The 26,017-nt window shown below is 47.1% G+C and carries 22 protein-coding genes; 14 read left to right on the top strand and 8 right to left on the bottom strand.

Annotation, left to right across the window (positions count from 1 at the left end; translation table 11 throughout):
* Positions 1–58 precede the first annotated feature (58 nt).
* Positions 59–1,261, top strand: a complete 1,203-nt coding sequence (locus PEB0122_RS08180) for a pyridoxal phosphate-dependent aminotransferase (RefSeq protein WP_075868865.1) — start codon at positions 59–61, stop codon at positions 1,259–1,261.
* Positions 1,262–2,561: 1,300 nt separating this feature from the next.
* On the opposite strand, the gene PEB0122_RS08175 is transcribed toward PEB0122_RS08180, so the two are convergent.
* Both PEB0122_RS08175 and trxB read right to left on the bottom strand, forming a co-directional pair.
* On the bottom strand, positions 2,562–3,467 hold the full coding sequence (locus PEB0122_RS08175; RefSeq protein ID WP_075914308.1) for a LysR family transcriptional regulator: 906 nt from the start codon (positions 3,465–3,467) through the stop codon (positions 2,562–2,564).
* 101 nt (positions 3,468–3,568) lie between these two features.
* Positions 3,569–4,567, bottom strand: coding sequence for a thioredoxin-disulfide reductase (gene trxB / locus PEB0122_RS08170; RefSeq protein ID WP_075868867.1), 999 nt, complete (start codon positions 4,565–4,567; stop codon positions 3,569–3,571).
* A 306-nt stretch (positions 4,568–4,873) separates the two neighbouring features.
* Here trxB and PEB0122_RS08165 point away from each other — a divergent pair, with 306 nt between their 5' ends.
* A complete protein-coding gene (locus PEB0122_RS08165) occupies positions 4,874–6,262 on the top strand; it encodes a TrkH family potassium uptake protein (protein WP_075868869.1) in 1,389 nt (462 codons plus the stop codon).
* Positions 6,263–6,334: 72 nt separating this feature from the next.
* Positions 6,335–6,805, top strand: a complete 471-nt coding sequence (locus tag PEB0122_RS08160) for an Lrp/AsnC family transcriptional regulator (protein WP_075868870.1) — start codon at positions 6,335–6,337, stop codon at positions 6,803–6,805.
* Positions 6,806–6,916: 111 nt separating this feature from the next.
* On the opposite strand, the gene PEB0122_RS08155 is transcribed toward PEB0122_RS08160, so the two are convergent.
* Positions 6,917–7,969, bottom strand: a complete 1,053-nt coding sequence (locus PEB0122_RS08155; protein WP_075868872.1) for a glycosyltransferase family 4 protein — start codon at positions 7,967–7,969, stop codon at positions 6,917–6,919.
* Between the two features lie 11 nt (positions 7,970–7,980).
* Positions 7,981–8,454 (bottom strand): transcription elongation factor GreA, encoded by a 474-nt coding sequence (gene greA / locus PEB0122_RS08150; RefSeq protein ID WP_075868874.1) that lies wholly within the window; start codon positions 8,452–8,454, stop codon positions 7,981–7,983.
* A 309-nt stretch (positions 8,455–8,763) separates the two neighbouring features.
* Between greA and PEB0122_RS11900 the strand changes: the two genes are divergently transcribed.
* The 4 genes from PEB0122_RS11900 to PEB0122_RS08125 all read left to right on the top strand — a co-directional run bounded on the left by PEB0122_RS11900 (position 8,764) and on the right by PEB0122_RS08125 (position 14,855).
* The gene (locus PEB0122_RS11900; RefSeq protein WP_075916627.1) at positions 8,764–9,618 is read left to right on the top strand and encodes an SH3 domain-containing protein; all 855 of its coding nucleotides are present in this window, start codon (positions 8,764–8,766) and stop codon (positions 9,616–9,618) included.
* Between the two features lie 672 nt (positions 9,619–10,290).
* Positions 10,291–13,038, top strand: a complete 2,748-nt coding sequence (uvrB, locus tag PEB0122_RS08135; RefSeq protein WP_075868881.1) for an excinuclease ABC subunit UvrB — start codon at positions 10,291–10,293, stop codon at positions 13,036–13,038.
* Between the two features lie 923 nt (positions 13,039–13,961).
* Positions 13,962–14,177, top strand: coding sequence for a cold-shock protein (locus PEB0122_RS08130; RefSeq protein ID WP_075868883.1), 216 nt, complete (start codon positions 13,962–13,964; stop codon positions 14,175–14,177).
* 204 nt (positions 14,178–14,381) lie between these two features.
* Positions 14,382–14,855: a BA14K family protein gene (locus tag PEB0122_RS08125; protein ID WP_075868885.1), complete on the top strand. Its 474-nt coding sequence runs from the start codon at positions 14,382–14,384 to the stop codon at positions 14,853–14,855.
* Positions 14,856–15,230: 375 nt separating this feature from the next.
* Here PEB0122_RS08125 and PEB0122_RS08120 read toward each other — a convergent pair whose 3' ends face one another.
* Positions 15,231–15,875, bottom strand: coding sequence for an MBL fold metallo-hydrolase (locus PEB0122_RS08120; RefSeq protein ID WP_075868887.1), 645 nt, complete (start codon positions 15,873–15,875; stop codon positions 15,231–15,233).
* 454 nt (positions 15,876–16,329) lie between these two features.
* Between PEB0122_RS08120 and PEB0122_RS08115 the strand changes: the two genes are divergently transcribed.
* The 3 genes from PEB0122_RS08115 to PEB0122_RS08105 all read left to right on the top strand — a co-directional run bounded on the left by PEB0122_RS08115 (position 16,330) and on the right by PEB0122_RS08105 (position 18,698).
* Complete coding sequence (locus tag PEB0122_RS08115) at positions 16,330–17,034, top strand: response regulator (RefSeq protein WP_075868890.1); 705 nt, start codon at positions 16,330–16,332, stop codon at positions 17,032–17,034.
* Between the two features lie 8 nt (positions 17,035–17,042).
* The gene (locus tag PEB0122_RS08110) at positions 17,043–18,383 is read left to right on the top strand and encodes an ATP-binding protein (RefSeq protein ID WP_075916625.1); all 1,341 of its coding nucleotides are present in this window, start codon (positions 17,043–17,045) and stop codon (positions 18,381–18,383) included.
* A 117-nt stretch (positions 18,384–18,500) separates the two neighbouring features.
* Entirely contained in the window at positions 18,501–18,698 is a 198-nt protein-coding gene (locus PEB0122_RS08105) for a DUF3008 family protein (RefSeq protein WP_075916623.1), read from the top strand.
* Between the two features lie 691 nt (positions 18,699–19,389).
* On the opposite strand, the gene PEB0122_RS08100 is transcribed toward PEB0122_RS08105, so the two are convergent.
* The 3 genes from PEB0122_RS08100 to PEB0122_RS08090 all read right to left on the bottom strand — a co-directional run bounded on the left by PEB0122_RS08100 (position 19,390) and on the right by PEB0122_RS08090 (position 20,911).
* Positions 19,390–19,728, bottom strand: a complete 339-nt coding sequence (locus tag PEB0122_RS08100; protein WP_075868895.1) for a tRNA-binding protein — start codon at positions 19,726–19,728, stop codon at positions 19,390–19,392.
* Positions 19,729–19,769: 41 nt separating this feature from the next.
* Entirely contained in the window at positions 19,770–20,270 is a 501-nt protein-coding gene (locus PEB0122_RS08095) for a type III secretion system chaperone family protein (protein ID WP_075869838.1), read from the bottom strand.
* A gap of 341 nt (positions 20,271–20,611) precedes the next feature.
* Entirely contained in the window at positions 20,612–20,911 is a 300-nt protein-coding gene (locus PEB0122_RS08090; RefSeq protein WP_075868897.1) for an accessory factor UbiK family protein, read from the bottom strand.
* 335 nt (positions 20,912–21,246) lie between these two features.
* Between PEB0122_RS08090 and lgt the strand changes: the two genes are divergently transcribed.
* From lgt to PEB0122_RS08065, 4 genes are all read left to right on the top strand, one after another.
* On the top strand, positions 21,247–22,137 hold the full coding sequence (gene lgt, locus PEB0122_RS08085) for a prolipoprotein diacylglyceryl transferase (RefSeq protein ID WP_075916621.1): 891 nt from the start codon (positions 21,247–21,249) through the stop codon (positions 22,135–22,137).
* Positions 22,130–23,233, top strand: coding sequence for a class I SAM-dependent methyltransferase (locus tag PEB0122_RS08080; protein WP_075916619.1), 1,104 nt, complete (start codon positions 22,130–22,132; stop codon positions 23,231–23,233). Before lgt ends, PEB0122_RS08080 begins: the two co-directional genes overlap by 8 nt.
* A 54-nt stretch (positions 23,234–23,287) precedes the next feature.
* Positions 23,288–24,070 (top strand): peptidoglycan editing factor PgeF, encoded by a 783-nt coding sequence (pgeF, locus tag PEB0122_RS08075; RefSeq protein ID WP_075916869.1) that lies wholly within the window; start codon positions 23,288–23,290, stop codon positions 24,068–24,070.
* 630 nt (positions 24,071–24,700) lie between these two features.
* Positions 24,701–25,633, top strand: a complete 933-nt coding sequence (locus tag PEB0122_RS08065; protein WP_075868906.1) for a ribose-phosphate pyrophosphokinase — start codon at positions 24,701–24,703, stop codon at positions 25,631–25,633.
* Positions 25,634–26,017 lie beyond the last annotated feature (384 nt).

The following is a 26,017-nucleotide window of genomic DNA, read 5'->3' as shown; positions in this document are numbered from 1 at the left end:
AATGTTCTTCAAATGCAAGAATCAGTGCATTGCTTATTCAATCTGAGGAGATAATAGAATGGCATTCATTGGCGATACGCTATCCCGTATCAAGCCCTCTGCAACTATTGCTGTTGCTCAAAAAGCCCGTGACCTTAAGGCCACTGGTCGTGATGTGATTTCACTTGGTGCCGGAGAGCCTGATTTCGACACACCCGATAACATTAAAAATGCTGCTATCGAGGCAATCCGTCAGGGCAAAACAAAATATACTCCTGTTGCCGGCATTCCGGAGCTTCGCCAAGCCATTGCTCAAAAACTCAAACGCGAAAACAATCTTGATTACAAGCCCCAGCAGATCATCGTCGGTACTGGCGGCAAGCAGGTTCTTTTCAACGCTTTCATGGCAACACTGAACAAGGGCGATGAAGTTATTATCCCTGCCCCATATTGGGTAAGCTATCCGGAAATGGTTGCTGTCAATAATGGCACGCCGGTTTTTGTCGATGCAAAAAAAGAGTTCAACTATAAACTCCAGCCGGAAGATCTTGAAGCTGCCATTACCGATAAAACAAAATGGTTCGTTTTCAATTCTCCTTGCAATCCCTCTGGTGCTGCCTACACCCATGATGAATTGAAAAAACTGACCGATGTTCTTTTGAAATATCCGCATGTCCATGTCATGAGCGATGACATGTATGAGCACCTCACTTACAACAATTTCAAATTTGCTACACCTGCAGCGGTAGAGCCCAAGCTTTACGAGCGCACATTGACTGTAAACGGTGTTTCGAAAGCCTATGCAATGACCGGTTGGCGTATTGGCTATGCCGCAGGTCAGGTCGAGCTTATCAAGGCTATGGAAACAATCCAGAGCCAGCAGACATCCGGCACAAGTTCGATTTCGCAATGGGCTGCGGTTGAAGCCTTGAACGGACCGCAAGATTTTATTGCAAAAAACAAAGCGATCTTTCAGGCAAGACGCGATCTCGTGGTTTCCATGCTCAATCAGGCAAACGGCCTTGAATGCCCCACACCGGAAGGCGCTTTCTATGTCTATCCTTCCTGTGCAAAACTGATTGGTAAAAAAACACCGGAAGGCAAAGTCATCAAGACTGATGAAGATTTTGTCACGGCTCTTCTTGAAACAGAAGCCGTTGCGGTTGTTCACGGTGCTGCTTTCGGTCTTGGACCGGCTTTCCGTATTTCCTATGCAACATCGGAAAAATTGCTGGAAGAAGCTTGCCGGCGCATTCAACGCTTCTGCGCAAGCTTGCGCTAGAGGTTTCCACCGACATAAAACGTTCAAAAACCGCCTTTTCCGAAGGCGGTTTTTTTGAATGTAATGCCAAGCTTCTCCCCAAAAGCGAAACTATTTACCGGTTCAAGCATGGAAGGTTGAAGACCGGTCAAAGTAAACGCCGAAGGCGTAAAGATACTATCCCGATAAAACACATTATCGCATTGTCCCGAAGCAATGAACCAATCATATGGAACAGTGCGTTGATCGCGTGTAAAGGCTCAAAAACAACCTGCTATAACAAATGCATGGGGCTCTGTTTTCGCTGAACAGTTTCCTTTAAAGTGCAGCGTTGGATGAAAAAGCCAATATTTCTCCCCCCCCTTGCTTTGAGTGTGATTGATAACCAGCGCTATTCGCGAATGGTAATATTGTAGTATGGGAAAAAGTCACCTCTTGATATTTCTTTACCGGAAATTGCCATTACCACTTTAATATTGTTGTCGCGCGGAAAACGGTTATTGCCGCTTGTCAGAGTTGAAACAGCACTTATCGGGAAACAAGCCGAAACTGCCAGTCTTTCTGCTTTTTAACATCCAGCAGTTAAAAGCACCTGCGTACCGTTATTTTCTTTGGAAGTTTAACTGGAAATAGTCCCGTTTACTATCTCTCACTGACAAAAAGAAAATCTCATGCAGACCAGCCGAAAGAATAAAACAGAAAAAGCAAAAAAAAAGCCGGACAAATGTCCGGCTGAAGTTTGAAGGTTTCAGAGACTAAAGTCGATCTGACAAAACCTCCAGAGGGGAACACTCAAGAAACGCAATGGGAGGAGACGTCTTCTTGAGATGCGTGTAATATGCACTTTTTTTAGGCATTCAACAACCAAATTTTAAGCACGACAGCTATGCATTGAGTGCATAGCTCAGCCTTGAAAATGCCACAAAAAAGCAAACCTCTATTTTTTATTATTGAAAAACAACAGTTTATTAAATCACATTCATTGATGTGATCACAAATGGCATAAACAGTGCGGCTAGACGTCCGACACAAAAATATTCAGAATATTGCATAGAAAACAATCAATTCAAGCTTAAAGAAGCAGCACGTATCAGAACGGGTTCATTGCTATTTTTATTCAAGCCACGCTGATTTTAGTTAAAACGCACTTTCCAAATAACATGACCGCCCCCTCTTCCAAAACCGAAACACTTCAAAGTCGAAAATGATTGCAAGTCGCGAAACTATCCTCGTACTTTGTATGAAGATGTGGAATTTCCAAGAAAACATCAGGTGGTTTTTCTTGGAACACATGTCTTATTATGGAATTCGGGTTGCCCGATTAAAATGACCAGTTACGCGATTTTGCAAAGATGTAATCGCGAAATGCGTTAAGCTTGGCCGAGTTTTTGAGCGCTTCCGGATAGCAGAAAAACGTGTCAAAGGAAGGTATTTCTGTCAGATCGGGGAAAAGCCTTATCAACCCGTCATCAGGCGCAATGATATAATCCGGTAAAACGGCGATACCAAGATTTTTCATAGCCGCTTTTTTAATAGAAATCACATTATTGATTTGTAAAGACGGAATACGTTGTGACCCGTCGTTACGGCCGGCACTTTCCAACCAGTTCAAACCGGCAAGATAACTCGGCGCCGATTCACCAAACGACAGAATACGATGATTATCAAGTTCTTCCAACTGTGTCGGTTTGCCGTGATTGGCCAGATAATTGGCCGATGCATAGACATGCATATGAACGGTAAAAAGCCGTCTCTGGATGAGGTCTGGCTGCTGGGGCTGGCGCAAACGCAAGGCGCAATCTGCGTGGCGCATTGTTAAATCGAGTTCCTCGTCATCCAGCAAAAGCTGAATCTGGATATCGGGATAAAGATTGACAAATTCCGGTATACGCTGGACAAGCCATCCGGAGCCCAAGCCGAATGTCGTTGTCACACATAAGTGGCCTGTCGGCTTTTCGCGACTTTCACTCAACTTGGAGCGGACATTTTCAAGTTTCATCAACACATCATGGGCGGTGCGATAAAGAATTTCGCCCTGCTCTGTCATGATAAGTCCGCGTGCGTGGCGCTGGAAAAGCGGAACGCCAACATCCTGTTCAAGCGCCGAAACTTGCCGCGAGATTGCCGATTGAGACATATGCAGCGTTTGCGCAGCATGTGTAAACGAACCCGCTTCGGCGGCGGCGTGGAAAATTCTTAACTTGTCCCAATCCAACGGCGCAGCCACCGGCATATCTCCTCAATTGTTAAAACCGCTTCTCAATGTTTTAACGGTTACATCTGCTAATCTTAACGGCGTGAGCGTGACTACCACTCACCCGACCAGAGCTATTTTCCGGCCACTTTCAAATCGGCTTTCCCGACCGCCTTCAAATCGGCCTGTTCATCCAGAAAACGTTCCGCTTCAATGGCAGCCATTGCCCCGCGGCCGGCAGCTGTCACCGCCTGACGGAATGTATCATCGGCAACATCGCCGGCGGCAAAAATGCCTTCGACACTGGTTGCCGTTGAATCCGGTGCTGTCCATAAATAACCACCGGGTTTCTGGCGCAATTGTCCTTCGAAAAGCTCGACCGCCGGAGCGTGACCGATAGCAATAAAGACACCTTGCGCTTCAATTTCGCTGAATTTTCCGGTCAAAGTGTCTTTAAGACGCACACCGGTAACTGTTGCCCCCATAGGTGGTTTTGGCGGATTACCGACAATTTCGTCGACCACATGATTCCAGATCACCCGTACATTATCACGTTTTAACAAACGCTCCTGCATAATTTTTTCAGCACGGAAAAAATCCCGCCGGTGCACCACAGTTACGGTTTTTGCAAGGTTTGCAAGATAAAGCGCTTCTTCAACGGCTGTGTTGCCCCCACCGACGACAACCACATCCTTACCGCGATAGAAAAAACCGTCACATGTTGCACAGGCTGAAACACCACCACCCATAAAAGTTTTTTCGCTTTCGAGCCCCAGCCAACGGGCTTGTGCACCGGTTGCAATGATGAGCGCGTCACAGGTGTAGACAGCGCCTGAATCACCATGAAGAGTAAAAGGACGCCTTGAAAGATCGGCCTTGGTGATAATGTCATAAACAAGCTCTGTTCCCATTTTTACTGCCTGTTTGGCCATTTTCTCGACAAGGTCGGGCCCGCCAATCGGATCGACAAAACCGGGGTAGTTTTCAACCTCGTCGGTAATGGTCAATTGGCCACCCTGTTGCAGACCGGTGACAATGACAGGTTTAAGCATGGCACGTGCCGCATAAATTGCAGCCGTATAACCGGCAGGGCCTGAACCGACGATCAAAACAGGAATATGGCGCGCTGACATGAAACTCCACTTTCATAAATCGATTTAGGAAAAAGCCGGGAACTAGCGTTTCTCCGAAGTTGTTTCTGCCAATTGATTTATGGTTTAAAATCGACTTTTGCAAGGCGGTCGAGAAGATTGACGAATTAAATCACAACGCATGACATTTTGTGAAACTTAGCGATTGTCAGTCGGGGTAAAGTTTATATAAAATAGTAGACGATTGCATAACACACTTACTTAAGCTTCATTTCAGTCCCGAGGTTCGCCATTTTTCGATTTGTCAGCAATGTCTGCGCACGTTTTGCGCTGATCCTGGGTATAACCATGTTACTCCCTGCTCTCGCCGATTTGCGGGCAGGAAACAGCGACTGGGTTGTATTCATCCGGTCGGCTGCAACAACCATTGCCTTTGCAACGCTGATCCTGCTTGCAACCAATGGAGCGAATTGCCGCTTTTCGGCACGACTCGGATTTTTGCTGACAGTCTGCTTGTGGGTTACCGGCTGTGTGCTCGGTGCGATGCCACTTTATTTTTCTCGACTGCCCTTGTCACTTGCAGCAGCCATTTTTGAAGGCGTTTCCGGCATTACCACCACCGGTGCTACTGTGCTTACCGGACTTGACCGGTTGCCGCGGGGTATTCTTCTATGGCGTTCACTTTTATGCTGGATTGGCGGCATCGGGTTTATCGCCTTGGCCTTACTGCTTTTACCTTCGCTCAGAGTTGGCGGTATCCAGCTTTTCAATATGGAGTCATCCGACCGTGCAGAAAAAGTTTTGCCACGCGTCAACCAGATCGCCAATGGCATTATCATTGCCTATCTCGGGCTCACGCTTTTATGCATGCTATCTTATTTTGCAGTCGGCATGACTATGTTCGACGCGGTCAATCACGCAATGACAACAATTGCGACGGCCGGTTTTTCAACCCACGATGCGTCTCTCGGCTATTTTTCCAAAACGCCTTCGGTGCTGGTCATTGCGACAATTTTTATGTTGCTCGCCTCGCTCCCCTTTATTCTTTATGTCAAACTCGTTTTGCCTGAACGTTCAAGGCGTTTGGCCGACCCGCAGGTTGTTGTTTTTCTGGTCATCGTTCTTGTCGCCAGTTTTGCGCTCGCAATCTGGCTGCGCTTCCAGTTCGGATTTTCGTTTCATCACGCATTTCTTGATGCGATTTTCCATTTCGTTTCGGTGATTACCACCACCGGTTACGCTGCTGAAGACTACCTGTTGTGGGGCCCCTTCGCTATCGGTCTTTTCTTCATTGCATCATTTATTGGCGGTTGTGCGGGTTCAACATCGGGTGGCATCAAAATTAACCGTCTTATAATTCTTTGGCGTTTCACACGCGTTGCCATGACGCGGCTTCTCTCACCGAACACAGTTGTCAAAGTGCGCTATGGCGGGACCGATATTTCCGGTGACCTTGCCCAGACGGTTTTACTTTTTTTAAGCCTCTATATGGCTTCACTTGTGATCGGAGCCATGTTGCTTTCTTTCACCGGCCTTGATTTTGTTTCGGCTTTTACCGGTGCATTGACCGCCCTTTCCAATGTCGGCCCCGGTTTTGGTGATAGAATTGGCCCCGACGGGAATTTTTCCACAGTCGGAGACGCCGCATTGTGGATTTTAAGTGCTCTTATGTTTGCAGGACGCCTCGAAATTGTTACGGTTATTATTCTTTTCACGCCGGCATTCTGGAGAAAATAATTTTACCACGTGACGTTTTTCCTAACCGGTGATAGACAGACACTCAATTGAACAATAGTGAAGTAACGCCCAATGCAGATTAAAGCCGATCTCGATTCAATCGATTGGAAAATACTCAAAGAACTCCAGAGCAATGGCCGCATGACAAATGTCGAGCTTGCTTCGAAAGTCGGTATTTCGGCACCGCCATGTCTGCGTCGTGTCAGACGCCTTGAGCAGGACGGCATTATCAAAGGCTATCAGGCTATTCTGAATGGTGCCATGATCGGTCAGGATCTCGTGGCTTTTTGCTTTGTCGGTTTGCACCGCCAGTCCGATGCGGATTTACGTGGTTTTGCGGCAATGGTCTATAAGTGGCCACTCGTTAGAAAAGCATGGATGGTGTCAGGAGAATCGGATTTTCTGCTCCACTGTGTGGCACCCGATCTTAAAAGCTTCCAGACTTTTGTCATTGAACAACTGACAGCTGCCTCCAATGTCGGTTCAGTGCGCACTGCACTTACCATTCGCGTGATCAAAGACGAGCCACCGCTTATTCTTTAAAAAACGCCAAGCGACACACGAAAAACATCACTTTTCTTTCTCATGCAGCGCTCGAGGCTATTTTTAAGCTATAGTCCCGTGAATTTCAGCGCGAACTAAAGAACTATTGCATTATTTTTGCGTGAAAACTTCCTGATAAACTTCGTCTATCGAGCTTGCTTCTTTATTAAGCGGAAAATCTTTTTGCACATGCTCTAAGGCTTTTTCACCCATAGCAATTGTCTTTTCAGGGTTTGCCAGATAGGGCTTTATCGCTTCTGTCAAAGCTTTTCCATCACCGGCCGGAACGACTGTTCCCGTGCCTTCTGTGACAAGTTCCTGATAAGCCCCCGCATCGCTTGCCACAACAGCGGTTTTGGAAGCCATAGCTTCAAGCGGTGTCAGCCCGAACCCTTCGTTCCTTGATGGTGCAACGTAAAGCGTTACGCGCCGGTACCAGACGCGGATATCATCAACCTCGCCCAATATGAGAATGCGCTTTTGAAGACCGGCGGCGGCAATTTTACGTTCCAGCTCTTTTTCAAAATCTTTGTGCTCGGCAGTGGTACGGCCGGTAATAATGGCTGTCCAGTCAGGATAATGGGGCAATAACGCAATCATCGCATCAACAAAAAGATCGGTTCCTTTCTGGTGGCGTACGCGCCCGAAACAACCGACTGCATATTTGCCGGGAAGTTTTGTCGATTGGAATGTATCTTCAAATGTTGCAGGCGGGGTAAACCGGTCAAGGTCTATGCCATGCATGATGACCCGATAGGGCACTTCAAGAAACGAGCCGGAACGGGCACTTGTCGCGATAACCCTGTCCATTCTTCTGATAAGCCAATTGGTAAAGGGCTTATGATGGCGTTGCGCGGCAGAAGTAAAAATAAGCTTCAGCTTCATGCGCAAAAGATCGCGCAGCAGAATACCCGCCACCATTTCGACATTGCGCCGCGCATGCCAGATGCGAAACGGTTTGCCATCAGGCCGTTTCCAGAGTTTCAGTAAGCTTGAATAGCCAAGAGATGGCAAACTATCCGGCAGACCGGGTCCAATGGTAGAAATGCGTATGCCTTTTTTGCGCTGCAAGGGAATGAGTTGCACAATTGTCGATGTCACACCCGACAAACGCTTTTTGAAATTGGGCGCAATAACGTCCGTTTCGTCAATCGACACACGCATTGAACAACCGATCAGATAAACTCAATGGATAAAATCTCGTAAGAGCGTGAACCACCCGGTGCATTCACTTCTATAGAATCGCCTTTTTCCTTGCCGATCAATGCACGGGCAATCGGCGAAGAAATAGAGATTTTGCCCAATTTTACTTCGGCTTCCTGTTCACCGACGATCTGGTAGGTTTTTTCCTCTTCAGTGTCTTCATCAATCAATTTGACAGTTGCACCGAATTTGACTTTGTCTCCGGTGAGTTTTGAAACGTCGATCACTTCGGCACATGTCACATAGTCTTCAAGTTCTGCTATGCGGCCTTCGTTATGGCTTTGGGCTTCTTTTGCAGCATGATATTCGGCGTTTTCCGAAAGATCGCCATGGCCCCTCGCTTCGGCGATTGCTTCAATGATACGGGGGCGTTCTTCATGTTGACGCCAGTGAAGCTCTTTTTTCAACTTTTCGTAGCTTCCGGTCGTCATCGGATATTTTTCCATTATCGTATCCTTTCCTTCCCGCGTTTTCGCGTCGAAAACAAAAAGAAACGGCCTCCGGAACTCCTCCCGGAACCCGTCTCTAAACTTTTAGCTTCTCATTATATAGCATAGGAAAAAGATTTTTCATCCAAAAATTTCTTTTGATTGTGCCCTGATTATTGCCTCGCCCGACACCATATAAAACAGCTATCGCTTGCGGCGGAATAAACATTTCTTAACAAAACTTGATTTTCGGATTTCCTGTCGGGCACTTTCTCTTCGCTACAATTTTGCTTAAATTACCCTATAATAGTCGGCGAAGAAAACGCCATGACAAATTCACCCCTTGAACGTGAGGGTAAAATGCGAAAAATACTCGGTTCCTTGCTGTTTGGTACTTTCTTGTTGACGACACAGGCAGCGCAGGCATTGGATGCGCTTGTAACCGCGCCTTTGAATTTCAGAGATGGACCAAGCACAGCCTATGCTATCCGCGGCACAATTCCGCCGGGTGAAATCGTCGGCGTGCGCGGATGTTCGGGCAATTGGTGTGAAATCAATTATGGCCCGCGTATCGGTTGGGCTTCTGCCTCATATCTTGCGTTCCGCAATGGCGAGGCTGTTTATAACAGCTATAATCGTCCTTCTCCGACATATAATGTCATTATCGGTGGTGGTTATTTTGACGACGATGATGACTGGTATTACCGTCATTATCGCAGGCATCACTGGCATGGAGATCATCGTCCGCCGCCACCACCTCCTCCACATTGGGGATTTGACAGGCCGCACCGCCCGCCTCCGGGCATGCGCCCGCCACCTTTCAGACCGGGACCGGGGATGCCGCCCCCGCCTCCTCATGGCGGTCCAGGTGGGCATTACCCCGGTAGCAGACCGGGAGGCCACTTTCCGGCAGGTGGGCCTAGTGGTGGCTCCGGTGGACCAGGCTTCCCGCCGCCTTCTCATGGTGGATCCGGTGGTGGTTTTCCCGATATCAAACCCGGTGGGGGTAGACCGGCAACTCCACCGCCTTCTCATGGCGGAGGCTTCCCCGATATCAAACCTGGTGGGGGTAGACCGGCAACTCCACCGCCTTCTCATGGCGGAGGCTTCCCCGATATCAGACCCGGCGGGGGCGCACCTGGTGGCGGGTTCGGGGAAGATTTTCCCGATATCAAACGCTAGGTTTATCCGTTACGTTGATTATACCGGCCGTTTTGGTGACAAACGGCCGGTTTTGTTGGCGACCGGTTTTTTACCGGCCGATTTTTGGCGACCTGATTTTCCGTGTGGGGCATTGTTTACCCTCATGTCAAACACTTTGGCGCTTATCGTCATTCAACATCCGATCTTGAAAACACCTGTTTTGACCATCTTACCTAAGCCCGACACAGTAAACCGGAGCGTGGAAAAGAAGCCCCTTTATGGTTCCATCCTTTATCGTTACCTCTTTGAGAGCAGCAGATATCCCACTTACCAAGCGCGGTCTGCACCAAGCGCGGTCTGAAGGAATTCTAATTAAACTTTACTATGGCTGCGCTTTACCCAAGCCGCATTTTACAGGACTATTCAAAGTTTATTGTTACACCTTGTCCTGCAACATCCGGTTTTGGCAAAATTCGGGTTCTTATGAACCGTGTTCAATTTTGATGGAAGTGAAATAAGTCGTCTGAAAACTTTACGGCGCAGAAACATGGAACGGAATTTCTTTTTGCTTTACGAAAACAAAACATCTTCCAGCCCACTTTTGATTGTTAAATATCAAGAAAATCAAAAGGTAAAAAATCGTATGAACATAACAAACAAAATTAAGCTTTTACCTTTTATTTTCCGGCTGAAATACCATATTGTTCTATCATGACGTCATCAGCTAAAAACCATCAATCCGCAGGGGCAAAAAAGTCCCCCACGAAAGCCGGCAAGCAAAATATTGCAGCGGCAGCAACCGGGTCTATAGCAGACTGGGCAGCCGATATTGATAAGGCTGCCGAAAAGCCAGTCAAAAAACCGGTAAAGGCCAAAAAAGCCTCGACAAAGGGGGCTCGTACAGCGCGCGGCACTTCGATTGGTGGCAAAGCGACAGCCAAGCAGCGTGCTGCGGCCGGCCTTAACCCCGTGGCCGGACTTGATGTCGGGCTTGAAGACGCGTCAAAAATTTCCACCGGCGGTGCAACGGCGACCGTCGAGGCATTGTCCAAGCTCATTTCTTCAGGAAATCCGCTGTTTAAAAACGGCAAATTGTGGACGCCGCATCGCCCTGTCCGTCCGGAAAAATCGGAAGGCGGGATTCCGTTCAAAATGGAGACATCGTTTCTTCCTTCCGGCGATCAGCCGACCGCGATCAAAGACCTTGTGGAAGGCATCAAAAATGGTGACCGCACACAGGTTTTACTCGGTGTGACCGGCTCGGGTAAAACTTATACAATGGCGAAAGTCATCGAAGAAACACAACGCCCTGCCCTTATCCTTGCACCGAACAAAACTCTGGCAGCACAACTTTATGGCGAGTTCAAGAATTTCTTCCCGCACAATGCCGTAGAATATTTCGTTTCCTATTATGATTATTATCAGCCGGAAGCCTATGTGCCGCGTTCCGACACCTATATCGAAAAGGAATCGTCGATCAATGAACAGATAGACCGGATGCGCCATGCGGCAACCCGTGCGGTTCTTGAACGTGATGATGTTATTATCGTCGCGTCTGTTTCCTGCATTTATGGTATCGGTTCGGTCGAGACCTATACGGCAATGACATTCCAGATGCAGGTGGGCGACCATCTCGACCAGCGCCAGCTTCTCGCTGACCTTGTTGCGCAGCAATATCGCCGGCAGGATATCAATTTCGTGCGCGGCTCGTTCCGTGTGAGAGGCGACACAATCGAGATTTTCCCTGCCCACCTGGAAGATCGCGCATGGCGCATTTCCTTGTTTGGTGACGAGATTGATGCAATTACCGAATTCGACCCGTTGACGGGGCAAAAAACCGGTGATCTGAAATCGGTTAAAATTTACGCCAATTCGCACTATGTTACGCCGCGTCCGACACTTAATCAGGCCATCAAATCCATAAAAGTAGAGCTTCGTGACCGTCTGGCCGAATTGAACAAGGCAGGACGTCTACTTGAAGCCCAAAGGCTTGAGCAGCGCACCACATTCGATCTTGAAATGCTGGAAGCAACCGGTAGTTGTGCGGGCATTGAAAATTATTCGCGTTATTTGACAGGTCGGCAACCGGGTGAACCGCCGCCAACCATGTTTGAATATATCCCCGATAATGCCATAATCTTTACCGATGAAAGCCATGTCACCATTCCACAAATCGGTGGCATGTATCGCGGTGACTTCCGCCGTAAAGCAACATTGGCCGAATATGGTTTCAGGCTACCTTCCTGCATGGATAACCGCCCGTTACGTTTCGAGGAATGGGACGCCATGCGCCCCCAAACCATTGCTGTTTCGGCAACGCCGGGGGCTTGGGAAATGGAACAGGCTGGCGGCGTTTTTGCCGAACAGGTCATTCGCCCGACAGGGTTGATAGACCCTCCGGTAGAAGTGCGCCCTGCCCGCAATCAGGTTGACGATGTGCTTGGTGAAATCCGCAAAACCACAGAACAAGGCTACCGTAGTCTGGTAACGGTTCTTACCAAACGTATGGCGGAAGATTTGACCGAATATCTCCATGAACAGGGTATCCGTGTTCGTTATATGCATTCCGACATTGATACATTGGAAAGAATCGAGATTATCCGCGATTTGCGTCTGGGCGCATTCGATGTGCTTGTGGGCATCAACCTGTTGCGTGAAGGCCTTGATATTCCGGAATGCGGGTTTGTTGCCATTCTTGACGCCGACAAGGAAGGGTTTTTGCGTTCGGAAACGTCGCTTATCCAGACTATCGGCCGTGCTGCAAGAAATGTCGATGGCCGTGTTATCCTTTATGCCGATAACAAAACCGGCTCGATGGAAAGAGCGCTGGCGGAAACAGAACGCCGTCGCGAGAAACAGCAGGCTTATAATATCGAACACCACATTACGCCATCAAGCGTGAAGAAGAACATTGCCGATATTCTCGACTCGGTTTACGAGCGCGACCATGTTCGTGCAGATATTTCCGAATTTGCCGAGGCTGGCAATATGGTTGGCAACAACCTTGCTGCCCATATCGAACATCTGGAAAAATTGATGCGCGACGCGGCTGCCGATCTTGATTTCGAGGAAGCGGCAAAATTGCGCGACGAGATCAAGCGCTTGCAGCAGACGGAGCTTGCTATTTCAGATGATCCGTTGACCCGCAATGTCGAAAAGACTATCGAAAGTGGCCAACTGTCGCGAGACAAAGCCAATAAAAAGGGGCTCTTTGCCAAACCCGACCTTGACCATATGGGGCCGAATATGGATGTCGGAATTCTCCAACCAAACCCGAAAAGCGGAAAATTCAGAAAAAATACGCTTGATGAAATGACGGTAAAACGTACGGAAGTCCCGCTCGGTGAAAGTGCAAAACCGATCAAGCGCGAACGTATTGGTTTGGGCTCTTTCGAAGACCCTGTGGAAGTTGCACGCAAACGGCGTCGTCCCGGAAAAACCGGAAGGCCGGGGCGTTAAGCGCCCTTGGCCTCTTCTCCTACACGAATAGGCATAGTACCGAGAGGGTGAATTCTTGTGTAAATCTTTCCTTTTGCCACTTTGAACAGCCGCTTACCGTAAAAAATATTTTAAAAAAAGATGAAAAAACGCATTTATCGTATAATTAGATCGATTTAAAGAATTGGATAATTCTTCATAAGAAAAGGCATAATTATACTTATTTTTTATCAATTTTGATTGGGACGTTTTTGATCTCCCGCGCTTTTTCATGTGAAAAATATAATTATCCGGCTGATTTCATTATATATTTTATTCTGTTCAAAAATTCCGGAAATAAAAACAATTATTTGAAATTGATTTCGGTCTGGCATCATCGCTGTTGATACGGGTTTTTAGAAAAGCGCTCAGATTAAAACGCTTCTTTTTTCCTGTTTCAGCGCTCAAAAAGCGCAATTATCGGTAAAATAAGTGGATAAAACCGGACAAGCTTTACGACTTTTAAAAAGGGCAAATCGCCTCTCTTGATGGTTTTATAACGATTTAAAAAACTGGTATGGAACTGCGTCTCTTTATGTTTAGACAAAATTTAAACTGTTAATTTCAATCAATTTAAAGAATAAATTCAAAAAACTCTTGCAAATTTCAAGAATTTAATACAATCTATGCGGGTTCGGGCATTTTACGAACATTGGAAGACTATTAACAGGCGTGCCAAAACCGCTATAAGTTTTGGGCTGGTAACAACCGGATTTCCGGTAAAACCGGAGCCACTTTGCCAATAGAAATATTGGTTTCAATTGGTAACCGTCGGTTGCAAGCTGGTAAATAGAGTGCTTTCCAGACTTCAAGAACTGCCTGCATGAGCCGTTTTGCGCATGGTGTGTGGGGCGGCGTTTATTATGAAACCTGTTGCGACAGGTAACTGAATGAGGAAACATTCTATGGCACAGACCGGGGAAGTAAAGTTTTTTAACAACGATAAAGGTTTCGGGTTCATCAAGCCGGATGATGGTGGCGCTGATATTTTCGTGCACATCTCGGCCGTTCAGGCTTCGGGTTTGACTGGACTTACCGACGCACAGAAAGTGTCATTCGACACCGAGCCTGACCGTCGTGGCAAAGGTCCGAAAGCGGTCAATATCACAGTTATCGGATGAACCCGGACCGTTCATCCATTAAACCGGGTCTCGCGATCCGGTTTTTTTTTGACAAATTTTCTGTAACAAAAAAATATAAATTGTGATGGAAAAAAATGTTAAATATCTTATTTACCATAAGAAAGTCACAAGCAGCGTTCAGGCTGCGTTCAGAAAATGAGAGATAGAATTGTTTTCATGAACCGAATTCAAAGGAGTTCAACCATGAAAAATTTTGCAAAATTGGCAATGCTTTCTGCCGTATCGGCAGTGATGGTTGTGGCCCCGCTTGCTGGCGCATCAGCACATGACCACTATTGGGGTGGTCCGGGTTATTGGGGTGGTCCGCGTTATTGGGATCACCACCATCATCATCACGATCACGGAGACGCAGTTGCTGCCGGTGTCGTCGGCCTTGCAGCCGGTGCGCTGATTGGCAGCGCCTTGTCGCAACCGTCACAACCTCAGGTCATTTATCAGGCTCCGCCCCCGCCTCCGGCCTATTATCCGGCAGCACCAAGATATTATGCACCTGCCCGTCCCTATTATCCGCCGGCACCTGCCGCTTACAAACCGATTTATCAGCCTTGGACACCAGGTTGGCGCGCCTATTGCTCGCACAAATACCGCTCGTTCAATCCGCGGACAGGAACATATCGTGGCGTTGATGGTCTCAACCATTTTTGTAACGCCAATTGATTTGAAGGCATCCGATTAAAAGAAAATACCCGGCCTCGCGTCGGGTATTTTTTTACCCCTCTTCGAAACAATGCTTGATCTCAAAATAGTGCCTGAAAAACAATATCAATTCGACCTTACCTCCCAAGCAGATGAAGTTATAATTTTTAAACGAAAAGGCATCAACCGTTCAATCAATCGTTGGAAGGCCTCTGGAATGATTGAATGCGGGCGCGAGTAAACGCGGGATATTTTCCGCCATCAAATGATTACGGATGCTATCTGCCGGGGAAAGCTACGAGACTCGCCGATTTTTATAAGTCCGGTGTCAGCAGAGGACATAGCAAGTGCAAAAGCACTTGCTATTTGATCTTGAAGCGAGGACTGTTTCACATCTCACATATCTTGTAAGAACGGATTATGGCGTTTTTCTTCGCCGATCGTGCCCATTTCACCGTGCCCGCTGATGAACACAACATCATCCCCCAATCGCAAAACCTTTTCTTTCAACGAGCGCATAAGATCCGGATAGGAACAAAAGGGAAAATCTGTCCTGCCGATCGAATTATGAAAAAGCACATCGCCGACGAAGGCCAATTTTGCTTCTTTATTGAAATAGATGACGTGACCGGGTGCATGACCGGGTGTGTGGAAGACTTCGAATTTATGGTCACCACAATCCACAACATCACCTTCTTCAAGCCAATGGTCGGGAACACAATTACGCACGTCTTTCATTCCATAATCCCGCGCTGTGATAACCAGATTTTCCATGAGCGGTTTATCGGCAATATTGGAACCGTAGATTTGAACACCAAGAGCTTCCTTGGCCTCCATCGCGCCACCTGCATGGTCGACATGGGCGTGGGTGATCCATATGGCTTCAACATGGACGCCAGTCTCTTTTATTGCTTGGGCGACATTCGGCCAATCACCACCGGGATCAACAAGCACGCCACGCATTGTTTCACCATCATAAAGGAGAGTGCAATTTTGCCGGAACACAGTGACCGGTATGATTGTTGCTTTCAAGTTTCCCATTCAATTACTTTCGACAATCGGTTGCAGGAAATTTAAATTTATATCGACTTCAAGCTTTAGAATATCAAGAGCTATAACGGGACAGTCCGAAACACCTCTCGCCCGTCTTCCCGAGCGATTACCTATATTTTGCCTTTAACAGTACCGTGCGGGCGCTTCACAGTTTCGAGCCTTTCCAAACCTGACAAAAGCGATTTTAAAAGCCAAAGGCGAATGGTAGGTGAAGACATAATCATCGTTTTTTGAAATTCGTTACTGAACAGCCCTCTTTCCCGCCCCCTTACCAAAGAAATTCACATAGAAAAGAAGTCGGACCACGCAACGTAAAATTAACAGACTTGCAATCGTTTTTGGCCTGTCACGTAAAAGCCTAAAATTGGGAGCAATAAAAAGCCGGTTCTCTCGACAGAGGCGGATTCTTCCGATAAACTCTTTTCAATTCGGATAGGTAAAAATGACAGAACAAACAACAAAGCTTTCTGATGACGCCCCCCATCTTCTGGTTATTGATGATGATACGCGTATACGCAGCCTTTTGTCGCAATATCTTGTCCAGAACGGTTTTCGTGTCTCGGTTGCTGCAAACGCTGATGACGCACGCCGCAAATTGGCCGGACTTGATTTTGACCTTTTGATTGTCGATGTCATGATGCCGGGTGAAAACGGCATTTCGCTGACGCGGTCACTACGCGAGACAAAAACCGTGCCCATTCTTATGCTTACAGCTTTGTCTGAAACTGATAGCCGTATTGACGGGCTTGAGGCGGGTGCTGATGATTATCTGCCGAAACCGTTCGACCCGCGCGAACTTTTGCTGCGCGTCAATGCAATTTTGCGTCGCGGTAATACCCATGGACAGCCGAAGATAGAGCAACTGGTTTTCGGCCCCTATACATTTTCGATTGCCAAGAAAGAACTGAAAAAATCCGGCGAAGTCATAAAGCTCACAGATCGCGAACAGGAAATTATGTCAATCTTTGCCGAACATGCGGGCACAACCATTCCGCGCCACAAACTCGCCACCGGTGAAGGGGAAGTTGGTGAACGCACAATTGACGTGCAGATCAACCGGTTGCGCCGCAAAATCGAAAAAGACCCTGCCAATCCGGTTTATTTGCAAACGGTGCGCGGCGTCGGTTATAAACTTTCAATCGAGTAGGATGATCAATGGCCGGGCCTATCAATAGTTTTGGGCGTTGGCTGGCAAAAAAAATGCCAAAGCGCCTTTATGCGCGCTCGCTCATCATCATCATTGCGCCAATGGTGTTGTTGCAATCGGTTATTGCCTATGTTTTCATGGAACGGCATTGGCAGATGGTAACCGAACGCCTGTCTACGGCCGTTGTTCGTGATATTTCCGCCATTATCGACATTATCGAAACCTATCCGCAAGACGATAATTACAACAATATTACGCGCATTGCCCAGCAACGCATGGGGCTTAACATATCAATATTGCCGCCTGAACCATTACCACCCCCCGGCCCGAAACCTTTCTTTGCTATTCTCGATTATTTCTTAAGTGAAGAAATCACCCGCCAGATCAACCGCCCGTTCTGGATTGACACAGTGGGAGATTCCGACCTTGTGGAAATCCGCATCCGGCTTGATAACCATGTCTTGCGCGTATTTGCCATGCGCTCGCAAGCCTATGCATCAAACACCGGTATTTTCTTGAGCTGGATGGTTGGCACAGCGCTTGTTTTATTGATTATTGCTATTTTCTTTTTAAGAAACCAGATCAAACCGATCCAGCAGCTGGCCGCTGCGGCCGACAGTTTCGGGCGAGGCTTGCCTTTACCGGAAGGGTTCGAACCGAGAGGTGCCGAAGAAGTCCGCCGTGCAGGCACTGCATTTTTGCGCATGCGCAAGCGCATTGAACGCCAGATCGAGCAACGCACAATGATGCTTTCCGGTGTCAGCCATGATTTGCGCACCATTTTAACCCGCTTCAAATTGCAACTGGCTTTGGCAAAGGGAAGCTTCGATACAACACCCCTTGAACAGGACGTGGCCGACATGCAGAACATGCTGGAAGGTTATCTTGCCTTTGCTCGTGGCGAGGGAACCGAAAATGTCGGCGAGCTCGACTTGAGCGAATTGATGAAGACCCTTCAAAAGGATGCGAAACTGCGCGATCGCGGCTTTGTCTATCACATAGAAGGATCGCCTCTCGTGCAATTGAAGCCGAAGGCTTTTTCAAGGCTTGTCAGCAATCTTGTCTCGAACAGTTTCCGTTATGCCAAAAACGTCGATGTGGCCATCGTTCATGGTGACGATGACCTCGTCATCATTATCGACGATGATGGGCCGGGAATTCCTGCCAATATGCGGGACGAAGTGTTCAAGCCGTTCTTCCGGCTTGACGAAGCACGCAATCAGGATGCCAGTGGCACAGGCCTTGGCCTTTCGATTGCACAGGATATTGCCCGCAGCCACGGCGGCAATATTGTACTGGATGATAGCCCGACTGGCGGCTTGCGCGTCATTGTTGAAATTCCTCTCTAGCGCCCGATATGAACAAGAACAGGCATTTCATTTCGAAACAGTTTTGAAGAAAGTGAGATCGGCTTTCTTGTACTGTTTCAATCTCATGTATCTGTTCTTTTCAGAAAGGAAATCATCATGCCAGCACGTTCCAAAGTCCAACAGAAGGCAGCCGGAGCAGCCCTCGCGGCCAAACGCGGCAAAACACCGGTCAGCTCTTTGCAGGGGGCTTCCAAAAAAATGGAGCAATCCATGACAGAAGACGAGCTTGAAGATTTTGCTTCGACCAAGCGCAAGGATTTGCCTGATAACATCGGCAAAAAATCAAAAAAATAAGAGGCGGCACTTCGTTGCACGCTTTGGCTCGAGCTTATCAGGAAATAATGGCTATCAGAGAATAGAAGCTCGGGCTTGGCTTCAGCTTAACGGGCAAAAAACCGTTTGCGCAACTATTTCCTGTTACCCGCTTGTGACCACGTGATGGCAAGCGGTGTCGGGAAGAACTGTCGCACCAGCAACTAAAATTATTCCCTGACGACCAAATTAATATTTTTATGAATGACGAAGGCCGTTTGCCCCTGTCATTAAACGTTCCTTGTTAATATCAGGCCACGCGTGCCATGAAGAGCAGTTCGTATGCCGTTCGGCAGTGGTTACCGATGGCGGGCTTGTTTGGCAATGACGAGAACCGTTTGCCCGCAAACCACTTATCCTTGCGCCACTCATCCTTACATTCGAATGTTATTTCGGATAGTGAAAACTGTTATTTTCGAAGCGCTGATAGAAAAAATTGGCAACTGGAAAATGTAGCGACCGATTTTTTAAGCACCCCAAAGACACAAGACCACCACCGCTTAGATCAATCGTTGTGCTATGCCGATCATTGACCTTCGACTATCATCACAAAGTGTAATCGGTTCACTCGGTCACAAGCAAAATGCTAGTGGTTCAAGTGTTGGTCATTCAAGTGGCACGGTTGGCTGGATTAACCCGCTTTGCATTGCAAAAATCCGATGCATTGCTGTTTCTAGAATATGCGCCCGCCAACGGGAACTTCTTTTGACGGTTCAAGAAGCACAACAGCGCCATTTTCATCAGGCAGACCAAGAGTGAGAACTTCCGACATGAACGGGCCGATCTGGCGCGGCGGAAAATTGACAACACATAGAACTTCACGACCGACAAGCTCGTCGAGCTTGTAATGCACAGTTATCTGAGCTGATGAAAGTTTGACGCCGATCTCTTTGCCGAAATCGATTTTGAGTTTGTAGGCAGGTTTACGTGCTTCAGGAAAAGCCTTCGCTTCGATAATTTTCCCGACACGGATATCAACCTTTAAAAAATCATCAAAACTGATTTCTGCCACCTTACAAACTCCTTGTATTGCCTGCCAAACACTTTATCCGATCAAGCATTTCCCTTTGTTTCAAACAAAGCAAATTGCAGTGCATTTTCTGCCGAAAGCGAAGACCACGCCACCATCTGGAAAGCGCTATAATGCGTTTCACAAACATCAAGAGCATTGACAAGCAGGTTTTCCACTTGTGCGTTCGACGGATGCAAGCCACCCGAAAGCAACAATGCCTGCCGGAAAATGACCGACGAAGAATCTTCCCAGAAATCAAAATGCCCCATCAGCAATTTTTCGTTGATTGCCAGAACCAGTTTGAGAAGTTCTTTTCGTCTTTGTTGCGAAACAGACATATCGAATGCACAGGCAAGATGCAGTGCTTCCTGATTTTCCATCCACGAGAACGCAATATGGTAAGTCGCCCAATGGCCCTCGACACAAATTGTTATTTCGTCTTCGGCCGTTCTTTCAAATGACCAATCATGACCATTGGCTACCTGCTCGATCAAATCGACAGGGTGGCGATCCCGTTCCAAGTTGCCTACGGCAAGCCTCATTTCATTCCTCAATTCCAAAAGCGCATTTCCGCAAGAAAAATTCCGGCGAAAAATACCACCCGTGCGTTGCCACACGGTTCAAGTTACCCGCAAAAATCATAAACGCATAAAACGCACAACAACTGCATAAAACGCAAATATTGCCATTTGTTCTGTTTCGGCTTCTTTGCGAATCATCTTTAATTTTCAGTGTATTGATCTAAATTGCGAACGCTAGTCCCCCTGATTCAAAAAGCTGTTCAAGAATAAAAAAACGGGCCGGAAACAAAAGTCCGACCCGTCCTAACAGATTCTGGATTAAGCGTTTTTCTGACTTATTCACAGCCAATAAAAACTGGGGATTATTTTTTCTTTTCGTGCTCTTCTTGTGAAGTCGAAGCGGTTTTTGCCTTCGAACCCGATTTGTTTTCCTGTTTATCCAGACGTTTTTTCAGTTCCTCGACTTCTTCGCGTGCTTTGGCGGCCATTTCCTTGACAACCTCGAACTCGTCACGATGAACAAAATCAAATTTATTGAGAACACGTTCCGCCTGGGCACGAAAAGCGGTTTCGGCTTCTTTGCGCACACCTTGTGCAGCACCGGCTGCATCGGTCATCAACTTTGCAAGTTCATCAAGAACACGATTGGGTCCATTATTCATTTGGCCTATCCTTTTTAAAACTGTTTAGACGCCCATTAAAAAATCAATTCAGGCTAACATATAGAACATTTTTTAAAAATGAGGATAGGCGATTTGTCATCTCTTTGTCCCCACATCACGAAACATAAACATAAAAACACTTTTTAGCTAAAAAACATAAAAGCTTTTAACCACATAATTTTAGAGCCTAAGTTGCAACTGTCCTTTATGCCACTTCCTATGGTTTCAGATTTTTTTTAAAAGCTGACAATTGACTTTACAAGCAATAGAGGGTTGACCGGAACCCGTTCCTCGGTCATCTTCGGCTGCAAAAATTCAGGATTGAATAGTTTGTCATGAACGATTTGCCCAACTGTCCCGCCATTGCATTTCCCGATTTTCTCAATCCAATCATTGTAGAAATCGGACCTGTTGCACTTCATTGGTACGGCCTTGGCTATGTTATCGGCATCCTTTTTGCCTGGTGGTATGGCACCTTTTTGTTAAAACACAAATCGCTCTGGTACAATGAAACCCCGCCAATGACCCCGCAATTATTGGGTGATTTTGTGGTTTGGGCAGCTATCGGCGTTGTCGTTGGCGGGCGTCTCGGGCAGGTTTTATTCTGGGATCCGCAATATTATTTCAGCCATCCGGCTGAAATCATTGCCGTCTGGGACGGCGGCATGGCCTTTCATGGTGGGCTGATCGGCACCATTATCGCCATGATCTGGTTTGCCGTAAAACACAAAATCGGCATTTGGACGATGTTTGATACAATCGCTGCGGGTGTGCCTGTCGGCCTTGGTGTGGTGCGCATTTGTAACTTTATCAATCAGGAGCTATGGGGCAACGTGACAAATGTTGCGTGGGCGGTGTGTTTTCCGCGTGATCCCGATTATCTTCCCCGCCACCCGAGCCAGATTTATGAAGCGCTGATGGAAGGGCTCATATTGTTCATCGTGCTTGCCATTCTTGTTTTTGCATTCAAAGCCTTGCGCAAGCCCGGCATTGTTTCAGGCACCTTCATTTTCGGCTATGGTATAGCACGCATGATTTCGGAAATATTCCGCGTACCCGGTGAAGATCCGGAATGGTTCAGCAGTGTTTTTTCCAACACCGGCTTTACCTATGGCATGGCATTGTCGCTTCCCATGGTGCTATTCGGCCTTTATGCCATTTGGCGGGCTTTCAAATACGCTCCAAAAAACAAGGCCGATCTTCATTCGATAAAAAACGATGGCTGATCTTAAAACAAAAATTTGCGAGTTGATTGCCCTTCAGGGACCGATGCGGGTGAGTACCTTCATGACGCTGGCCTTGAGCGACGATCAAAACGGCTATTACAAACATGAAACACCGTTCGGTAAAGAAGGTGATTTTATTACCGCACCTGAAATAAGCCAGATGTTTGGCGAACTTATCGGTGTCTGGGTGATTGAAACTTTCAATCGGTTGAACAAACCGTCATCCTTCAGCCTTTGCGAGTTGGGACCGGGGCGCGGCACACTCATGCAGGATTTGTTGCGTGTTGTTGCAAAACTTTCGCCCGAATGTTTTAAAGCGTCGAAAGTATTCATGGTCGAAACCTCCGACAAGCTTGTAGAAGCACAAAAACAGGCTCTTTCTTCTTATGATGATAAAATCCATTGGCTAAAGGATTTCAATAAACTCCCCGACGATCCGCTCATCCTTGTAGCAAACGAATTTCTTGATGCTTTGCCGATAGACCAATTCGTCAAAATCGACAGTCAATGGCACGAACGGCTTATTGGAATAGACGACAACGATCAACTGGAGTTTGCCGTCGGTAGCAATGTGCTTGATCAAACAAGCTTGCCGAAGAAATATCAGGATTTGCCGGATGGTTCGGTCTTGGAACTTTCGCCTGCAAGAATGCAATTTGTGGAACAGGTTTTAAAACACATTTCAACGGCGCGTGGCTCGGCACTGTTTATTGATTATGGCAGCACCGGTCTTCCCTATGGGGATACGTTACAGGCTATATCCCGTCACAAATTCAAAAATGTTTTTTCCGCTCCGGGAAAAGATGATTTGACCAGCCATGTCGATTTTTCTTCGCTAGAAATAGTTGCAAAACGCCACGGCATTCTATCGGGCGTCATCACACAAGGCGCATTTCTGACAGGCATGGGACTGATCGAGCGTGCAGGCCAGCTCGGCGCGAATAAAAGCCCGATCGTACAGGAAAAAATTCGCCTTGATGTTGAAAGATTGGCAGCCCCCGAAGAAATGGGAACACTTTTCAAAGTACTTTCCTTAAGCGACAGTAAAACAGGTCTTCACCGGTTGTTTACTGCCAATAATACTTCCCATAATTGACAACCGGTTTTGAAAACGCCACGATAAGCCGACGAAATAACAATGGTCGCTCACATGTTACTATCACCATCGCCTGTTTTTTCACCATCCCTTAAAGTCTTGGAAAAAGAAGGCATCCGCCACGCTTTTTTTACCCGTCAGGGCGGTGTATCACGCGGCATTTACGAGAGCTTGAACCTCGGGCGCGGCTCTAATGACGATAAAGAAAACATCGAAAAAAATCGCGCTATTGTTGCCGACTATATGGGGGTGAAACCGGAAAACCTCGTTAATCTCTATCAAATCCATTCCCCGCATGCCTTGATCGTCAATGAACCGATAAAAGGCGAACGCCCCCGTGCCGATGCATTGGTGACCAACAAAAAGGGACTGGCGCTCGGCATTTTATCGGCAGATTGCGGGCCGGTGCTGTTTGCCGACCCGAAAGCCCATGTGATCGGTGCTGCCCATGCCGGTTGGCGGGGTGCTCTTGCCGGCGTTGTCGAAAACACCGTTGCGGCAATGGAAACATTGGGTGCAAAACGGAATGATATTGTTGCAACATTAGGGCCGTCGATTGGCCCGAAACATTATGAAGTTGGCAAAGAATTTTATGAGACTTTTGTCAATGAACATGCTTCTTACGAGAAATTCTTTGTTCCATCCGGCCGTTTCGAGCATTTTTTCTTCAACCTTTGGGACTTCGTTCAAAACCGTCTTGATGATGCCGGCGTTCATGGCAATTGCCTGAAGCTTTGTACTTATGGTGACGAGAAAAGGTTTTTCTCCTATCGTCGCAAGACACATCGTGACGAGCCGGATTATGGCCGCCAGATATCGGTCATCACACTCGAATAAACTTGTTCCTTGTTGAGCCTGTGTTCATTCGTTGGTGCGGGTTCAACGAATTCCAATTTTGCATCAACCCCATTCCGGATCTTGTCTGGCTATTCCGTTTTTTCAGCCTCTGATGAAACGTCAGCATTCAACAATCAATTTTGCATCATTCGGACAAAGATTGGATAATGAAATTCCGTCGTTGGTTCCGGCCATTTTTCTGCTATGAGGCACCGGAAAAATAAAGCAAGGCCTTTAGCCGGCCTCAATGGCGACCAATCAAAAGCCGATTATTGGCACGGTCACGCCTCATCTTTATGATCGGGTTCGTTTTTAATGGTTGCATCGGTTCAAATCTTTTGTCTTTAAAGAAAATCCGTTTTTTAAAAATTCCGCGGTAAAACGCATCCGTTTTTCCTCTCAAGCCGTTTAATGCGGATAATAACAGTTTGCTTTTCTACAGTTGATTATTCAATCATCATAGAAGTGAAGATTGTTTGCAACTTGTGAATATCATTTGATAAACGGTGCAAAAACAAAACAGTCAAATAGAAAAAGGCCGAAGTGACAATTTGAACCCTTGCAATCTGATAACAAAAAGTTAAAACCGCACGCAGAAAGTCTGTTTTCTTTAGAGCCAGAGGCCAAGCCATGAAACTTTTCTGCGGCAATTCCAACCCACGCCTTGCCGAAGACGTAACAAAATATCTCAACATTCCCATGGGTAAAGCAACGGTGAGACGCTTTGCCGATCAGGAAATTTTTGTTGAACTCCACGAAAATGTTCGCGGTGAAGATGTGTTCCTCATCCAGTCGACATCCTATCCCGCCAATGACCATTTGATGGAACTGCTCATTATGATTGATGCGGTTCGTCGTGCATCGGCACGCCGTATTACAGCCGTTATTCCTTATTTCGGTTACGCAAGACAAGACCGCAAACCCGGCCCCAGAACACCGATTTCGGCCAAACTGGTTGCCAATCTTTTGACAGAAGCCGGTGCAAGCCGCGTTTTGACGCTTGATCTTCATGCCGGCCAGATACAAGGCTTTTTCGATATTCCGACCGATAATCTTTATGCGGTTCCCGTCATTGCACGCGATGTCAAAAACAACTATTCCCTCAAAAATGTTATGGTTGTGTCGCCGGATGTCGGTGGCGTGGTTCGCGCCCGTTCTCTTGCCAAACGTCTGGATTGCTTGCTTGCCATCGTCGACAAACGCCGCGAACGGCCGGGCGAATCGGAAGTTATGAATGTTATCGGTGACGTTTCAGGAAAAGATTGTCTTTTGCTTGATGATATTGTCGATTCCGGCGGCACGCTTTGCAATGCAGCCGAAGCCCTTTTGAAAAAAGGCGCAAAAAGCGTCACCGCCTATATAACTCACGGCGTTCTTTCGGGCGGGGCTATTGCCCGCATCACTGCTTCAAAGCTTAAAGAACTGGTCATTACCAATTCTATTATGCCGACCCCCGCGGTCGAGCAGGCACCCAATATCCGTGTTCTGCCCATTTCTGACCTTATCGGCGAGGCTATTTCGCGCACAGCAGCCGAACAATCGGTTTCAAGCCTGTTTGATTAAAAGTTTCATTTGTTAACGAAAAAAAGGGTCGCAGAGATTTTGTTTCTGCGGCCTTTTATCAACACCGGACTGTTTTATCAGCTGAACTTTTTCCGGTTCATTAGCACTCTTTTTTCCGGCTCATTGTTACATTTTGTTAAACCGGTTTTGCCGGATAGTCCGGATATTCTTGCTTTGTCTCCAACCTCTTCATAATTTTGTTAAAATGCCTAAACTTTCTCCGATAAGTCAAAAAGCTTGAAGAAAACCTCTTCCCTTTTATCTCTTCCCTTTTATCTCTTCCCCAATTATCTCTTCTCCCCAAGCCTCCCGCCATTTTTTTTAAATTTCAATTTTTCATCCGTTAAAAGCTTTTTACGTGATAAAAAACAAACATCTGACGAT

This window comes from Ditibartonella apis (genome assembly GCF_001952075.1).
GTDB lineage: Bacteria > Pseudomonadota > Alphaproteobacteria > Rhizobiales > Rhizobiaceae > Bartonella > Bartonella apis.
This window is presented reverse-complemented; position numbering and strand designations above follow the sequence as displayed.

Coding starts and splice junctions, on each gene's coding strand:
- PEB0122_RS08180 (WP_075868865.1), top strand. CDS start 59: ATGGCATTCATTGGCGATACGCTATCCCGTATCAAGCCCTCTGCAACT.
- trxB (WP_075868867.1), bottom strand. CDS start 4,567: ATGTCAGCGCGCCATATTCCTGTTTTGATCGTCGGTTCAGGCCCTGCC.
- PEB0122_RS08165 (WP_075868869.1), top strand. CDS start 4,874: ATGTTACTCCCTGCTCTCGCCGATTTGCGGGCAGGAAACAGCGACTGG.
- PEB0122_RS08160 (WP_075868870.1), top strand. CDS start 6,335: ATGCAGATTAAAGCCGATCTCGATTCAATCGATTGGAAAATACTCAAA.
- PEB0122_RS08155 (WP_075868872.1), bottom strand. CDS start 7,969: ATGCGTGTGTCGATTGACGAAACGGACGTTATTGCGCCCAATTTCAAA.
- greA (WP_075868874.1), bottom strand. CDS start 8,454: ATGGAAAAATATCCGATGACGACCGGAAGCTACGAAAAGTTGAAAAAA.
- PEB0122_RS11900 (WP_075916627.1), top strand. CDS start 8,764: ATGACAAATTCACCCCTTGAACGTGAGGGTAAAATGCGAAAAATACTC.
- uvrB (WP_075868881.1), top strand. CDS start 10,291: ATGACGTCATCAGCTAAAAACCATCAATCCGCAGGGGCAAAAAAGTCC.
- PEB0122_RS08130 (WP_075868883.1), top strand. CDS start 13,962: ATGGCACAGACCGGGGAAGTAAAGTTTTTTAACAACGATAAAGGTTTC.
- PEB0122_RS08125 (WP_075868885.1), top strand. CDS start 14,382: ATGAAAAATTTTGCAAAATTGGCAATGCTTTCTGCCGTATCGGCAGTG.
- PEB0122_RS08120 (WP_075868887.1), bottom strand. CDS start 15,875: ATGGGAAACTTGAAAGCAACAATCATACCGGTCACTGTGTTCCGGCAA.
- PEB0122_RS08115 (WP_075868890.1), top strand. CDS start 16,330: ATGACAGAACAAACAACAAAGCTTTCTGATGACGCCCCCCATCTTCTG.
- PEB0122_RS08110 (WP_075916625.1), top strand. CDS start 17,043: ATGGCCGGGCCTATCAATAGTTTTGGGCGTTGGCTGGCAAAAAAAATG.
- PEB0122_RS08105 (WP_075916623.1), top strand. CDS start 18,501: ATGCCAGCACGTTCCAAAGTCCAACAGAAGGCAGCCGGAGCAGCCCTC.
- PEB0122_RS08095 (WP_075869838.1), bottom strand. CDS start 20,270: ATGAGGCTTGCCGTAGGCAACTTGGAACGGGATCGCCACCCTGTCGAT.
- PEB0122_RS08090 (WP_075868897.1), bottom strand. CDS start 20,911: ATGAATAATGGACCCAATCGTGTTCTTGATGAACTTGCAAAGTTGATG.
- lgt (WP_075916621.1), top strand. CDS start 21,247: ATGAACGATTTGCCCAACTGTCCCGCCATTGCATTTCCCGATTTTCTC.
- PEB0122_RS08080 (WP_075916619.1), top strand. CDS start 22,130: ATGGCTGATCTTAAAACAAAAATTTGCGAGTTGATTGCCCTTCAGGGA.
- pgeF (WP_075916869.1), top strand. CDS start 23,288: ATGTTACTATCACCATCGCCTGTTTTTTCACCATCCCTTAAAGTCTTG.
- PEB0122_RS08065 (WP_075868906.1), top strand. CDS start 24,701: ATGAAACTTTTCTGCGGCAATTCCAACCCACGCCTTGCCGAAGACGTA.